Genomic DNA, 14,541 nt, shown 5'->3' on the forward strand with positions numbered 1-14,541 from the left:
CCCCGCCGGCTCAGTCCGGCGGGTATTCGTGGTATTTGCGCGCATCGCCGCGCACCTTGTCGGCCGGGTACTTGGCGCGGTTGAGCGCCATCTTTTCTTCCACCGCCGCGCCCAGGTCGACATCGAGCCGGTCCGCCAGCAGCACCAGGTAGACCAGCACATCGGCCATTTCGTGACGCACTTGCGTCAGCTTGTCCGCGCCCAGCTCTTCCTGCTTGCCCGTCTTGAGCCACTGGAAATGTTCGAGCAGTTCGGCCGCTTCCACCGACAGCGCCGACGACAGGTTCTTGGGCGTGTGGAACTGGCCCCAGTCGCGCTCGGCGACAAAGGTGCGCGCCACGGCGCGGATCTCATGCAGGTGATTGTTTCCGTAATTCAAATTTCTACTCCCTTAAGTATTTTCCACACTTGGCCGGCGCGGCCCCGGATAGCATCTTGTTGCGTCTTTGCAGCAGGGGCTGGCTTTGTTGTATTTACCCGCCCCAGGAAAAGATATGATGACGGCGCAGAGCGGGCGCGACTGCGCCACTCCGTTACGGTACCCCATTCGACCACAAGGAAAAAACATGATTACACGCATGACCGTCGTTTCGCTGGCGCTGGCTGCGCTGCTGCCACTGTCCGCCCAGGCACAGCATACCAGGCATGAATGGACTTACACGGGTGCCACCGGACCGGCGAAATGGGGCGGCATCAAGTCCGATTATGTGACTTGCAAGACCGGCCACCAGCAGTCGCCGATCGATATCCGCACCAAGGCGACCACCAAGGCCGACCTCGATCCGATCACCTTCGAGTACCAGCCTTCGCCGCTGAAAATCATCGATAACGGGCACACGGTCCAGGTCAATTACGCGCCGGGCAGCGGGATGTCGATTGCTGGCGTGCGTCATGAATTGCTTCAGTTCCACTTCCATACGCCAAGCGAAGAGCTTATTAACGGCAAGTCGTATCCGCTGGGATTGCACTTGGTGCACAAGAATGCGGACAACAAACTGGCCGTGGTCGCGCTGCTGTTCAAGCTGGGCAAGGAAAACCCGGCGCTGACCAATATCTTCAACAATCTGCCCAAGAAAGCCGAAGTCGAGCAGGCCGTCGAGGGTGTGACGATCGACATGATGGGCATCCTGCCGCCGACCCAGGGCTATTACAATTTCCCGGGTTCGCTGACCACGCCGCCATGCAGCGAGGAAGCGAACTGGTTCGTGCTCAAGACGCCGGTGGAAATGTCGAAAGCGCAGCTGGCGCAGTTTCACAAGCTGTACAAGCACAATGCGCGTCCGGTGCAGCACTTGAACGGGCGGGTGGTCAAGGAAAGCAAATAATCGGCTGCGCCAACTTTTGAGCCACCTTTAAAGACCGTCGCCCCGCAGGCGGGGGCGACGGTGGGGGCTAACGCACGACGCCCCTATTCCTGATACTCCAGCAAGCGCGACGCGAGCTTCGGCGCCAGCTCATCGGCCCCGCTCACGCTCATGCCCAGGTCGCGCAGCAAGCCGTCGTGCAAGCCATACACCCAGCCGTGCACGGTCAGCGGCTGTCCGCGCTCCCACGCATCCTGCACCACCGTGGTCTGCGCGGTGTTGACCACCTGTTCCGTCACATTCAGCTCGCACAAGCGGTCCGCGCGCGCGCGCGATGGCAAGGCATCGCCCAGGTATTTGTCGTGCTTTTGCTGCACATCCTGCACATGGCGCAGCCAGTTGTCGGCCAGGCCCACACGCTTGTTGATCATGGCCGCATGCACACCCGAGCAGCCGTAGTGGCCGCAAATGATCACATGCTTGACCTTCAACACGTCGATGGCGAACTGCAGCACCGTCAGGCAATTCAGGTCGGAATGCACGACCACGTTGGCGATATTGCGATGGACGAACAGTTCGCCCGGCGCCAGGCCCAGCAACTCGTTGGCCGGCACGCGGCTGTCGGAGCAGCCAATCCACAGATACTGCGGCGACTGCTGGGCGGTCAGGGCCTTGAAGAAATTTTCATCCTTGGCCACCATGGCCGCGGCCCAGTCGCGGTTGCGTTTGAATAGCGCGTCGATATCTTGTTGTACTGGAGTCATGTTAGTCCCGTTTGCTCGAAAAAAAACCGCTGAGAGGCCCGCAGGCCCCGATCAGTGGTTCGGATGAGAAGGCATGGCTTACGCCCGCCTTATTCGAAAAAATCTTTCACCTTGTCCATCCAGCCCTTGCTCTGCGGGCTATGCTTGCCGCCACCTTCGACCGTCAGGCGCTCGAATTCGCGCAGCAAGTCTTTTTGCTTGTCGGTCAGCTTGACCGGCGTTTCGACCGCCACGTGGCAGAACAGGTCGCCCGCGTAACCGGAGCGCATGCCCTTGATGCCCTTTGCTTTCAGGCGGAAAGTCTTGCCCGATTGCGTGCCTTCAGGAATCGTAAACGAGACCTTGCCGGACAGGGTAGGCACTTCGATTTCACCGCCCAGGGTCGCCTTGACGAAGGAGATCGGCATTTCGCAATGCAGGTCGTCGCCTTCGCGCTGGAACACCGCGTGCGGCTTGATGTGCACTTCCACATACAGGTCGCCCGGCGGCCCGCCGTTGGTACCCGGCTCGCCGCTGCCCGTGAAGCGGATGCGCATGCCATTGTCGATACCGGCCGGAATATTCACTTCCAGGGTCTTGCTGCGCTTGATCCGGCCTTCGCCGCTGCACGGTGCGCACGGATCGGCAATGATCTTGCCGTTGCCATGGCACTTCGGGCAGGTCTGCTGGATGCTGAAAAAGCCTTGCTGCATGCGCACCTGGCCGTTACCGCCACAGGTGGTGCAGGTCACCGGCGAGGTGCCCGGCTTGGCGCCGCTGCCGTGGCAGGTGTCGCACTTTTCCCAGCTCGGCACGCGGATGTCTTGTGTATGGCCGTGCGCCGCCTGCTCGAGCGTGATCTCGAGGTTGAAGCGCAAGTCGGTGCCACGGTACACTTGCGGGCCGGAACTGCGTCCGCGCGCGCCACCGCCGAAAATATCGCCGAAGATATCGCCGAAACTGTCCGCGAAGCCGCCGGCACCGGCGCCGCCGAAGCCGCCACCGCCACCCATGTTCGGATCGACACCAGCGTGACCGTAACGGTCGTACGCTTCGCGCTTTTCCGGATTGGTCAGCATTTCGTACGCTTCTTTGACTTCCTTGAACTTTTCTTCCGATTCCTTACTGTCCGGATTGCGGTCCGGATGGTATTTCATCGCAAGCTTGCGATACGACTTCTTGATCTCTTCTTCAGAAGCATTCTTGGCGACCCCGAGGATCTGGTAAAAATCACGCTTTGCCATTTGTCGGCACCTTGCTGTCTAGCTACTACGCTACTGTTTATGCAAAAAAACCGAGCCGCTCGGGCTCGGCTTGTCGTGGCCTTTGCTCGATCCGGCGCGCACCGCCAACCGCGGCGGCGCGCACCGGGCCCGGGCATTACTTGGCGTCTTTGACTTCCTTGAAGTCGGCATCGATGACGTCATCCTGCGCTGGCTTGCCTTCGTTGCCGCCCGATTGCTGGCCGCCTTCGGCGCCGCCGGCGGCTTGCTTGGCTTGCATGTCGGCATACATCTTCTCGCCCAGCTTCTGCGAAACGGTCGACAGGGTTTCGATCTTGGCATCGATCTCGGCCTTGTCGCCGCTCTTGATCGAGGCTTCCACTTCAGCGATCGCCGCGTCGATGGCGTCCTTCTCGCCCGCTTCGAGCTTGTCGCCGTATTCGGTCAGCGACTTGCGGGTCGAGTGCACCAGGCCATCGGCCTGGTTGCGCGATTCGGCCAGTTCCTTGACCTTCTTGTCTTCTTCGGCGTTGACTTCGGCGTCTTTCACCATCTTCTGGATTTCCGCTTCGGTCAGGCCGGAGTTAGCCTTGATCGTGATCTTGTTCTCTTTGCCAGTGGCCTTGTCTTTGGCGCCGACGTGCAAAATGCCGTTGGCGTCGATGTCGAAGGTCACTTCGATCTGTGGCGTGCCGCGCGACGATGGCGGGATGCCTTCCAGATTGAATTCGCCCAGGCCCTTGTTGCCGGACGCGATTTCACGCTCGCCCTGGAACACCTTGATGGTCACCGCAGGCTGGTTGTCTTCGGCGGTCGAAAACACCTGGCTGAACTTGGTCGGGATGGTGGTGTTCTTGTGAATCATCTTGGTCATCACGCCACCCATGGTTTCGATACCCAGCGACAGCGGGGTCACGTCCAGCAGCAGCAAGTCCTTGCGCTCGCCCGACAGCACGGCGCCCTGGATGGCGGCACCGACAGCGACGGCTTCATCCGGGTTCACATCCTTGCGCGGATCCTTGCCGAAGAATTCCTTGACCTTTTCCTGCACCTTCGGCATCCGGGTCATGCCGCCGACCAGGATGATGTCGTCGATGTCGGACACTTTCACGCCGGCATCCTTGATCGCCATCTTGCATGGCTCGATGGTGGCCGCGATCAATTCCTCAACCAAGGACTCGAGCTTGGCGCGCGTCATTTTCAGGTTCAGGTGGACCGGCGCGCCGTTCGCCATGGCGATGTACGGCTCGTTGATTTCGGTTTGCTGCGAGGACGACAGTTCGATCTTCGCGCGCTCGGCCGAGGCCTTGATGCGCTGCAGGGCGATCGGATCTTTTTTCAGGTCCAGGCCATTGATCTTCTTGAACTCGTCGATGATGTAATCGATGATGCGCTGGTCGAAGTCTTCGCCGCCGAGGAAGGTGTCGCCGTTGGTGGACAGCACTTCGAACTGCTTTTCGCCATCGACGTCGGCGATTTCGATGATCGAGACGTCGAACGTGCCGCCGCCCAGGTCATACACGGCGATCTTGCGGTCGCCCTTGTCGGTCTTGTCCAGGCCGAATGCCAGCGCGGCCGCGGTCGGCTCGTTGATGATGCGCTTGACGTCCAGGCCGGCGATACGGCCGGCGTCCTTGGTGGCCTGGCGCTGCGAATCGTTGAAGTACGCAGGCACGGTAATGACCGCTTCGGTCACTTCTTCGCCGAGGTAGTCTTCGGCGGTTTTCTTCATCTTGCGCAGGACTTCAGCGGAAATTTGCTGTGCCGCCAGTTTCTTGTCGCGCACGCCGATCCATGCATCGCCGTTGTCGGCTTTGATGATCGAATACGGCATCAGGCCGATATCTTTCTGGACTTCTTTTTCGTCGAACTTGCGGCCGATCAGGCGCTTGACCGCGAACAGCGTGTTCTTCGGGTTGGTGACCGCCTGGCGCTTGGCCGGCGCGCCAACGAGGATTTCGCCATCTTCTTGGTAAGCAATAATGGAAGGCGTCGTACGCGCGCCTTCTGCGTTCTCGATTACCTTTGGCTGACCGTTTTCCATGATGGCCACGCAAGAGTTCGTCGTGCCCAGGTCAATACCGATAATTCTGCCCATGATGTTTTCCTTTTAATTACTTAGTTTCAGATGACTTGAATATGTGGAAAAACTGCGCGCTTTCAAGACCTTGCAAGAGAGCACGCTGTATTTATTTTGCTTGCGCCGCGGTAACGATGGCAGGACGCAACAAGCGGTCGGCGATCATATAGCCTTTTTGCAGCACGGTGACCACGGTATTGGCTTCCTGGTCGGCCGGAACCACGGCGACGGCCTGGTGCTTCATCGGATCGAGCTTGTCGCCCTGGGCCGGCAGCACTTCGACCAGCTTGTTCTTCTCGAACGCGGAGGTCAGTTGCTTGAGGGTCATTTCGACGCCTTCTTTCAGCGACTCGATCGATGGGGTTTCGACCTTGAGCGCCATTTCGAGGCTGTCGCGCACCGGCACCATGGCCTCGGCGAAACTCTCGATGGCGAATTTGTGCGCCTTGTTGACATCTTCCTGGGCGCGGCGGCGGATGTTCTCGCCTTCGGCCTTGGCGCGCATGAAGGCATCGTGCATTTCAGCCAGTTTGGCTTCGGTGGCACTCAACTGCTCTTCGAGGCTCGGCTCGCCGTTGACCGGAGCTGCCGCCTGCACGGCGTCGTCGGATGGTTGTTGCACTTCCTGATTTTCTTGGTCTTGCATCGGAAAAACTCCTGGAATCAATGACTTAGCGATTTGTTTGACGTGTCTTGCTAACCACACAGCCACCCAGATGGGGCTATAAGCACCATTTTCAAGGGGAATCCTGAAGCGTTGCTTTTTCATGCAATGTTACAAATCTTACCAATAAGGAGATTCATTTCAGGACCGCCAGGACTACCATGAAGTTATCCAGCTTGCATGCGCGAACACCGCTCGCGCGAAGCTGTTTCAGGGAGTTCGACATGAAGTTGCCGTTGATTGCCGCCAGCGTCGTTGCCTACACCGTGCTTGCGCTGGTCATGATCTGCTACGCCGGTCTGAGTGGGCACGGCTCGCTATTTTAACAGGCGGCAATTAGCGCCTGTCAATTTCGCGCCCATGAGGCGCGCAGGCCTCAGCTTGCGCCGAGCGCGGCGGCGCTGCGGCGTCCCGCTTCCTTGTCCTGCTTGTCGGCCGCGCGCTGCGCCGGCGTGGCCTTGGTGTCCCAGCCCCCCAGGTGTTGCTCGGTGATGTCGGCCAGGCCGGCGATCCACGTCGGCGACTCGTTCAGGCAGGCGATGTAGTGGAACTCGCGTCCGCCGGCCGCCTCGAAATCGTGCTTCGCTTCCATCGCGATTTCTTCCAGCGTTTCCAGGCAATCGCTGGTAAAGCCGGGGCAAATCAGGTCCACGCGCTTGAGGCCGTCCTTGGCCATCTGCACCAGGGTCGGCGCCGTGTAGGGCTGCAGCCACTCGGCCTTGCCGAAGCGCGACTGGAAGCTCACCAGGTATTGTTCGCTTGAAAGGCCCAGCTTGGCCGCCAGCAGGCGCGCCGTCTTGTGGCACTCGCAGTGGTAGGGGTCGCCCAGCATCAGGGTGCGTTTCGGCACGCCGTGGAAACTCATCACCAGCTTGTCGCCGCGGCCATTGATTTTCCAGTGCGCCAGCACGCTGTCGCGCAGGGCGTCGATGTAGCCGTCCTGGTCGTGGTAATGCTTGATCATGCGCAGTTCCGGCACGTTGCGCACCCCGGCGTAGTGGGCGAACACGGCGTCGCTGATGGAGCCGGTGGTGGTGCCCGAATACTGCGGGTAGGCCGGCAGGATCGCGATGCGCTCGCAGTTCTCGGCCTTGAGCTGGTCCAGCACTTCAGGCAGCGAGGGCGAGCCGTAGCGCATCGCCATCACCACCTTCACCGAATCATGGCCGCGCTCGCCCAGCAGGCCGCGCAGCAGGATCGCCTGTTTCTGGGTGTGCACCTTGAGGGGAGAGCCTTCCTTGGTCCAGATCGAGGCGTACTTGGCGGCCGATTTGCTGGAGCGGAATGGCAGGATGATCAGGTGCAGGATCATCCACCAGATAGCGCGCGGAATCTCCACCACGCGCGGGTCGGACAGGAATTCCTTCAGGTAGCGCCGCACCGCCGCCGTGGTCGGCGCGTCGGGCGTGCCCAGGTTGACCAGCACCACGGCGTTGCGGGTTGGCGTGCCGTGGGTGAAGGGGGGTTCTTTGCGGAAGGACATGGGAGCGGCGATCGTGAGCGGGAGAGCCGATATTATAGGGTTCCGGGTTAAATCCCCGCATTATTTACGCGTATTGAACCGGTGTTGGAAGGTGTGACCCGGGAGGACACACCCGTTTACCGCGAACCTCCAACCCGGGGGAACTTACAGCGCCAGCAACTCGCGCGCGTGCTTGCGCGTCGTGGCGGTAATCTCCACCCCACCCAGCATGCGCGCCACCTCTTCCACCCGCGCCTTGTTGTCGAGCACGTCGATGTGCGAGACGGTCTTGCCCTCCCCCGTGGTCCCCTTGGCCACCTGGAAATGCTGGTTGGCCTGGCTGGCCACCTGCGGCAAGTGCGTCACGCACAGCACCTGGCGCTCCTGGCCCAGGCGCTTGAGCAGGCGTCCCACCACTTCGGCCACTGCGCCGCCGATGCCGCTGTCGACCTCATCGAAAATCAGGGTCGGCGTGGTGGTCGCATTCGAGGTGATCACCGAAATGGCCAGCGCAATACGCGCCAGCTCGCCGCCCGAAGCCACCTTGGCCAGCGGACGCGGCGCCACGCCGGCATGGCCCGCCACCAGAAACTCCACCTGCTCGACGCCATTGCCGGTCGGCTCGCAGGGATTGAGCCCGACCACGAAACTGCCGCCGGTCATGTTCAGCTCCTGCATGGCCGCCGTCACCTGCGTACCCAGCAGCTTGGCCGCCAGCGCGCGCGCGGCCGACAGGCGCGCGGCCGCCGCCAGGTAGCTGGCCTTGATTTTCTCTTCCTGCTCGCGCAAGCCGTCCAGGTCGCTGGCATCGGCCAGTTGCTGGAGGCGCTCCGACAGGCTGGCGAACTCGTCCGGCAACTCGTCGGGCGTGACGCGGAACTTGCGCGCCGTCGTGTGAATGGCTTCCATGCGCGCGTCGACCTGGCGCAGGCGCTCGGGATCGAGCTCGACCCGGTCCAGGTAGTTATTCAGTGCATACACCGCTTCCTGCAGCTGGATGCGGGCCGGTTCCATGCAGTCGAGCACGGTCTGCAATTGCGCATCCACGGCCACCAGCTTGCCCAGCTTCTGGTTGAGCGACGACAGCTGCGACAGGATCGGATGGTCCGATTCGGAAATGGCGGCCAGCGCTTCCTGCGCGCCTTCGAGCAGGCTGGCGGCGTGCGACAGGCGGCTGTGCTCGTTGGTGATCTCGCTCCATTCGCCCGGTTTCACGGCCAGCTTGTGCAGCTCGGCCACCTGCCATTCGAGGCGTTCGCGCTCGATCAGCACGTTCTTGGCATTGGTTTCGAATTCCTCGCGCTGGCGGGCCAGGGCGCGCCATGCCTTGTAGGCGGCGGCCACGGTGCGCGCGTCGGCGTCCGCCCCGGCATCCTTGAAGGCGGCCTGGTTATCGAGCAGCGCGCGCTGGGCCTCGCTTTTGAGCAGCGACTGGTGCGCGTGCTGGCCGTGGATATCGACCAGCATGTCGCCCAGGTCGCGCAGCTGGGCGGCGGTGGCGGCGATGCCATTGATGAAGGCCTTGGAGCGGCCGGCATTGTCGATCACGCGGCGCAGCAGCGCCCCGCCCTCTTCGACGGCAAATTCGTTCTGTTCCAGCCACTCACGAGCTGGGCCCACCTCGCTGACCGAAAAATCGGCCGTGATGTCGGCCTTGGGCGCGCCCTCGCGCACCACGCTGGCATCGCCGCGGCCGCCCAGCGCCAGTTGCAGCGCATCGATCAGGATCGACTTGCCGGCCCCGGTCTCGCCGGTAAACACGGAAAAACCGCTGGAAAACTCAAGCTCAATGGTATCGACAATGACGAAATCACGAATGGTAAGGGTACGCAGCATGAAGGTGTGTCAGTCCAGTATTCAAACGGGGAATGGCGTGCGGGACAGCGCTGTTAGCGCAGCTTGCCCTCGCCCGACGGATATTCGTTCCAGTGCAATTTTTCGCGCAGGGTGTCGTAATAGCTCCAGCCTTCCGGATGCAGGAAGGTGATGTGGTTGGGCGAGCGCGAGATGACGATCTGGTCGCCATGCGCGAGGCTGGCGAAGGTTTGCATGTCGAAATTGACGCTGGTGTCGCGCCCGCCGACGATCTCGATCACGATTTCGCTGCTGTCGGGCACCACGATCGGCCGGTTCGACAGCGCGTGCGGGGCGATCGGCACCAGCACGATGCCGCCCAGGCTGGGATGGAGCAGCGGGCCGCCGGCCGACAGCGCGTAGGCGGTCGAGCCGGTCGGGGTCGAGATGATCAGGCCGTCGGAGCGCTGGTTGTACATGAAATTGCCGTCCACGGCCACTTTCAGCTCGACCATGCCGGCGCCGGCGCCGCGCGCCACCACCACATCGTTGACCGCCAGCCCGCAGGCGATCATGGCGCCGCCGCGCAGCACCCGTCCTTCGAGCAGGGTGCGCTTTTCGGCGCGCGCCTTGCCGCCCAGGATGTCGCCCAGCACCGGGAGCATGCGCTCGACCGGGATGTCGGTCATGAAGCCCAGGCGCCCCAGGTTGATGCCGATCAGCGGCACGTCGAAGGGCGCCAGCTGGCGCGCGATGCCGAGCATGGTGCCGTCGCCGCCCATGACGATCACGGCGCAGGCCACCGCGCCGATGCCGCTCACGCTCATCGCCTCGATCACGGGCAGGCCGAGATGGGCTGCGGTTTCGCTCTCGAACACCACGCGGTAGCCGGCGCCTTGCAGGAAGGCGAGCAGGCGGGCGACCGGCTCGCCGATCCCGTCCGTGTTGTGCCGCACGACGAGCGCGATGGTTTGTTGCGATTCTGGCGTAGCTGGCATGGACTTCTCGGCGGTTGAGGGGCGACACGCAGGAGATTACCCCATAATGCCTGCTTCTGCTACATGGCCGCCATCGGCGGCAATACTGTATGCATTCACAGTGGCGCAGTATAAGTGCGGCGGCGCGCGCGGGCAAGTCGCAATCGGCCGTGCCGGCGCTTATTGCGCCATCGTGCGCTGGCCGGTACGCATGTTCGCCGCAGGAATCTCGGATTCGATGATATAGGCTGGATACATCTGGATCGCATCCGGCACAGTAAGGCTGGTATCCCGGTAGGTACGATTTTCCTTCGCAAGGCCACCATCCGCATTCAAGGTCAGGCTGAAGTCCCGGTCCTGAACAGTGGAATGCAAGGGCGTACCGGTGGCATACGAGTCCGCAACAGTCTTGCTCGCCTGTCCCAAATGAAGCATACCTTGGCCTTGCGCCCGCATTTTATTCCCGGTCGCTTCCGGATAGTTAATGTTGTGCTGGGTCATTTCCAGATTCCCCCGCGTCCTGCGCGCGTTATCGCCCACCTGGTGCGTGCGTCCGGCAAACACGCGCGCGACCAGCACGTAATGCTTGTACGTGTCGGGGCCGCCATTGACGCCGGCAATTTTTTCAGGCGGGGCATACGCAAGGGCCTTGGCAAATTGATCGGTAAACGCGGTCCCATAGCCGGTTTTTCCATACCCTTTCAGAGTGGTATAGTTGACGAACTCCGGATCGAATCCGCTTTTACTGATGTTGTAGACGTTGGCTTTTGAGGTGCCGTGAAAAAGATAGTATTCGCCGGCGCCGCCGGCTGTCATGCGGTTAATTAACGCGTCCTGGCCCTTGCCCCGGATCGTTTGCGAAGCGCTCCAATTGGCTTGTGCGGCACCGAACTGATGGTGTAGATGTTGATGCTCGGTATTTTGCTGGTAAGCAGCCCATGTGGGCGCATGTCGGTTGATGAAAATATTCGTGACCTGCGCCCCGGTGATGGCGATCATCTCTGCATCGTTGAAATTTTTGCCGGCATACGATGCCAGCCAGGCCCGCCCGTTGCGCGCGCGTTCGCCACCCACCGTCGCGTCCCTCAGCTCATGATTCTTGGCCAGAGTGCCCGGCATGGCGGCGGCATTCAAAGCAAGAAACGTTTGGGCATCGGTAAAAAATGCACTGTCTTGAGCGACGCGGTCCAGGCCGAGGTCGCCGTTGGGATCGATAATGTCGTAGGCATTGCCAGCAATGTTGTCCAAATCGACCGCCGTCAGGCCGAGATCGGCCAGGGGCATTTGTTCCGTCAGCGGATTGCGCGTCTTTTCGGCCCAGGCCTTGATTGCCCTCGGTGCCGTATCGCGGCGGTTCGCGACCCGCGGCGGCAAGGGGCCGCCCTGTGCCGCCTGTTGCAGATAGCCGAGCACTTGCAACGCAACCGAGCCGGCAGGAGCGGCAGCCTGCAAGATGGCGCTGCCGGCGGAATCGGTCTCGATATTTTCGTAGACCACCCAGCCCCGCCGCCACTGCGCGGGATTGCCATGAACGGTACCCGTAGCGCCGGCAACCGCTGCACAAAAGACATGGTCTTTCATGACAGTCCTCAGCCCCTTGCTGAAATTGTCTCGCAAGTTGCCCTGATAGACGATGACGCTCCCTGGTGCAAGGGTGGCGATCTCCCCGGTATGATTGTTTCTTAGTGTGCTAGCGCCGACGATGCGTCCGAGATACAGGGTGTTCACCTGTTGCATGAACCCGTTCGCCAGGGCGGCCCGTTCCTCGTTGGTTCGCAATTGAATGACACCACCGGCCTGGAACCTGCCTTGCAGCGGCGCATGGCTGCGTTCCACCAAGGGACGCGAACGGACTTTTTCGCCCATCACGTCTGCCTCTTTCTCCAAGGTACGGTCGGTATTGACCGGACCTGCGCCCTTCATAGGCGAACTTGCTGGTACCCGTCCTTGCTTCTGCTGGACCACGTGCCATGCCTCATGGGGAAGATAGGCTTCCTGTCCCGGTGCCACATGGATTTCCGTGCCTTGGGCAAATGCATGCGCTTGCAGGGTTCCCGGTCGCTCCGAGTTGTAATGGACCTTGACATCGTCCATGGCGTAGCCGGACAGGTCTTCCATGCCTGACTGCAATTTCTCAGGCAGCCCGTTGCGGTTCCGTTTTGCCTGGATGGCCGGATGCTTTTCTTCATCCTTCATCGGCCCACTCGGCTGGAAAGACCGCAATTGCCGGACCCGAGCGCTGTTATTGGCCAGTTCCTGCAATGTCCGATGCACGCCCGCTTGAGCACGGTTATCCATAAACTGCAACGCCGGCGCGCTGGCGCCGGTTTGTTGAGCAGCGCCCCTGGTCATCGGCTGCATGTGATTTTCCGGCGTCTTGTCAGCGTGAATGGTCATATCGTGAATCCCTATTTCATCAATTGTTGAAATATTGCATTCATTAAAAATTGCCCAAAGTTAAGCCAATTTTCATCCTTATGTCACGGGTGTCTCCAGTATGCGGCATCAGGCCGGCCGCATCAAAATTTCCCGGCCATGCAATCGCGCTTGCGTCCAGGCCTGCGCGAGGACGCGTGCGCGTGGCGCTCAATTGAACGGCCACCTTCCCCTCGAAGCGATACCATTTGCACAATGAGTCATCCACAGGGAGCTGCACCATGGTTACCGAAACACAAGACCGTAAAATCAACACCGACGCCAAGATCCATGACGACGACGTCAAGCGCCTGCCGCACGAGCGCGACGAGTCGCCCGACGGCCACGACAAGGAACCGCGCGGCGTCATGAAACAGGCGGCCGACGACCTGGCCCAGGGCTTGGTCGATACCGATATGCACGGCATGCGCGGCGTCGAAGTAGTCGCGCCCGCCGGCGGTTCGGGCCAGGCCCGGCCCAAGGCGGACGCCGGCAGCGGCATGCGCCATCACGAGCCGTCGAACCAGGCCAAGGGCAAGGACAAAGAATGAAACGCTCGCGTCTGATGGTGGCGCTCGGCCTGGCCGCTGCCGCGCTCGCTGCGCACGGGCAGACCATGCCGTCCGGCTTCGGCCCCAATCCGGCGCTGCCGGCGCCCTCGCGCTCGCTGCTGCCGACCATGAACATCGCCCCGGCCGATCCCTGGCCCAAGGGGACCAAACCGGCGGTGGCCCAGGGCTTGGCGGTGGCGGCCTACGCCAGCGGGCTGGAGCATCCACGCTGGCTGTACGTGCTGCCCAATGGCGACGTGCTGGTGGCGGAAACCAACGCGCCGCCCAAGCCCGACGAAGGCTTCAGCCTGCGCGGCATGGTGATGAAGCATGAAATGAAAAAGGCCGGCGCGGCCGTGCCGTCCGCCAACCGGATTACCCTGCTGCGCGGGACCGGGCCGAGCGGCGAGGCGGCCAGCCGCTCGGTGTTTCTCGACGGCCTGTTCTCGCCCTTCGGCATGGCGCTGGTGGGCAACGACCTGTATGTCGCCAATGCCGACGCGCTGCTGCGCTTTCCATACCAGGAAGGGCAGACCCGGATTAGCGCCAAAGGTGTCAAGGTGCTCGACTTGCCGGCCGGGATCAATCATCACTGGACCAAGAACCTCGTGGCCAGTCCCGACGGCACCCGTTTGTATATCTCGGTCGGCTCGAACAGCAACGCCGGCGAAAACGGACTCGACAAAGAGGAAGGCCGCGCCGCGATCTGGGAATTCAACCCGGCCGATGGCAAGTCGCGCCTGTTCGCCACGGGCTTGCGCAATCCGGTCGGCATGGGCTTCCAGCCGGAAAGCGGGGCGCTGTGGACCAGCGTGAACGAACGCGACGAGCTGGGCAACGACCTCGTCCCCGACTACATGACCTCGGTGAAGGATGGCGGCTTTTACGGCTGGCCGTACAGCTACTTCGGCCAGAATGTCGATGCGCGGGTGGAACCGCCGCGGCCCGACCTGGTGGCCAGGGCCCTCACACCCGATTACGCGCTGGGCGCGCATACGGCCTCGCTCGGCCTGGCGTTCTATAACGCCGACCTGATGCCAGCCTTTAAGAATGGCGCGCTGATCGGCCAGCACGGTTCGTGGAACCGCAAGCCGTTTGCCGGCTACAAGCTGATCTACGTGCCGTTCACCGACGGCACGCCGAACGGTGCGCCCCAGGATGTGCTGACCGGCTTTCTCAGCCCCGAAGGGCGCGCTTTCGGGCGGCCGGTGGGGGTGGCGGTGGATCAGGGCGGCGGCATTCTGGTCGCCGACGATGTCGGCAATACGGTCTGGCGCATCACGCCCGGCGGCAAATAGCTGCACCGCGGCATAGCTTCAGCTTCATTG

Annotated in this window: 13 protein-coding genes; 4 read left to right on the forward strand and 9 right to left on the reverse strand. The window is 61.8% G+C overall.

The genetic code is table 11. The features are described from left to right. Positions 1-10 precede the first annotated feature (10 nt). Positions 11-379, reverse strand: a complete 369-nt coding sequence (locus tag PO883_RS08485) for a nucleotide pyrophosphohydrolase (protein WP_289309366.1) — start codon at positions 377-379, stop codon at positions 11-13. Positions 380-566: 187 nt separating this feature from the next. Here PO883_RS08485 and PO883_RS08490 point away from each other — a divergent pair, with 187 nt between their 5' ends. Continuing rightward, positions 567-1,325, forward strand: coding sequence for a carbonic anhydrase (locus PO883_RS08490; protein WP_289309367.1), 759 nt, complete (start codon positions 567-569; stop codon positions 1,323-1,325). An 83-nt stretch (positions 1,326-1,408) separates the two neighbouring features. Here the strand turns inward: PO883_RS08490 and can are convergent, their stop codons facing one another. The 4 genes from can to grpE all read right to left on the reverse strand — a co-directional run bounded on the left by can (position 1,409) and on the right by grpE (position 5,996). Next, the gene (can, locus tag PO883_RS08495; protein ID WP_289309368.1) at positions 1,409-2,068 is read right to left on the reverse strand and encodes a carbonate dehydratase; all 660 of its coding nucleotides are present in this window, start codon (positions 2,066-2,068) and stop codon (positions 1,409-1,411) included. 89 nt (positions 2,069-2,157) lie between these two features. Beyond that, complete coding sequence (gene dnaJ, locus PO883_RS08500; protein WP_054264869.1) at positions 2,158-3,291, reverse strand: molecular chaperone DnaJ; 1,134 nt, start codon at positions 3,289-3,291, stop codon at positions 2,158-2,160. 136 nt (positions 3,292-3,427) lie between these two features. Further along, positions 3,428-5,368 (reverse strand): molecular chaperone DnaK, encoded by a 1,941-nt coding sequence (gene dnaK / locus PO883_RS08505; protein ID WP_289309369.1) that lies wholly within the window; start codon positions 5,366-5,368, stop codon positions 3,428-3,430. A 91-nt stretch (positions 5,369-5,459) separates the two neighbouring features. Continuing rightward, a complete protein-coding gene (gene grpE, locus PO883_RS08510; protein ID WP_167090073.1) occupies positions 5,460-5,996 on the reverse strand; it encodes a nucleotide exchange factor GrpE in 537 nt (178 codons plus the stop codon). A 179-nt stretch (positions 5,997-6,175) separates the two neighbouring features. On the opposite strand from grpE, the gene PO883_RS08515 reads away from it, so the two are divergent. Further along, positions 6,176-6,340, forward strand: a complete 165-nt coding sequence (locus PO883_RS08515) for a hypothetical protein (RefSeq protein ID WP_289309370.1) — start codon at positions 6,176-6,178, stop codon at positions 6,338-6,340. 50 nt (positions 6,341-6,390) lie between these two features. On the opposite strand, the gene hemH is transcribed toward PO883_RS08515, so the two are convergent. From hemH to PO883_RS08535, 4 genes are all read right to left on the reverse strand, one after another. Beyond that, positions 6,391-7,497 carry a ferrochelatase gene (hemH, locus tag PO883_RS08520; protein WP_289309371.1) on the reverse strand — a complete coding sequence of 369 codons (1,107 nt, stop codon included), beginning with the start codon at positions 7,495-7,497 and terminating at the stop codon, positions 6,391-6,393. Between the two features lie 144 nt (positions 7,498-7,641). Then, positions 7,642-9,312, reverse strand: coding sequence for a DNA repair protein RecN (gene recN, locus PO883_RS08525; RefSeq protein ID WP_289309372.1), 1,671 nt, complete (start codon positions 9,310-9,312; stop codon positions 7,642-7,644). 53 nt (positions 9,313-9,365) lie between these two features. Beyond that, positions 9,366-10,268 carry an NAD kinase gene (locus tag PO883_RS08530; protein ID WP_289309373.1) on the reverse strand — a complete coding sequence of 301 codons (903 nt, stop codon included), beginning with the start codon at positions 10,266-10,268 and terminating at the stop codon, positions 9,366-9,368. Positions 10,269-10,427: 159 nt separating this feature from the next. Next, entirely contained in the window at positions 10,428-12,644 is a 2,217-nt protein-coding gene (locus PO883_RS08535; RefSeq protein WP_289309374.1) for a DUF4157 domain-containing protein, read from the reverse strand. Between the two features lie 260 nt (positions 12,645-12,904). Between PO883_RS08535 and PO883_RS08540 the strand changes: the two genes are divergently transcribed. Both PO883_RS08540 and PO883_RS08545 read left to right on the forward strand, forming a co-directional pair. Further along, on the forward strand, positions 12,905-13,213 hold the full coding sequence (locus PO883_RS08540; RefSeq protein ID WP_054264877.1) for a hypothetical protein: 309 nt from the start codon (positions 12,905-12,907) through the stop codon (positions 13,211-13,213). Continuing rightward, on the forward strand, positions 13,210-14,511 hold the full coding sequence (locus tag PO883_RS08545; RefSeq protein ID WP_289309375.1) for a sorbosone dehydrogenase family protein: 1,302 nt from the start codon (positions 13,210-13,212) through the stop codon (positions 14,509-14,511). Before PO883_RS08540 ends, PO883_RS08545 begins: the two co-directional genes overlap by 4 nt. Positions 14,512-14,541: the final 30 nt, after the last annotated feature.

The organism is Massilia sp. DJPM01 (genome assembly GCF_030348125.1).
In the GTDB taxonomy this organism is placed as follows: Bacteria; Pseudomonadota; Gammaproteobacteria; order Burkholderiales; family Burkholderiaceae_D; genus Telluria_A; species Telluria_A frigida.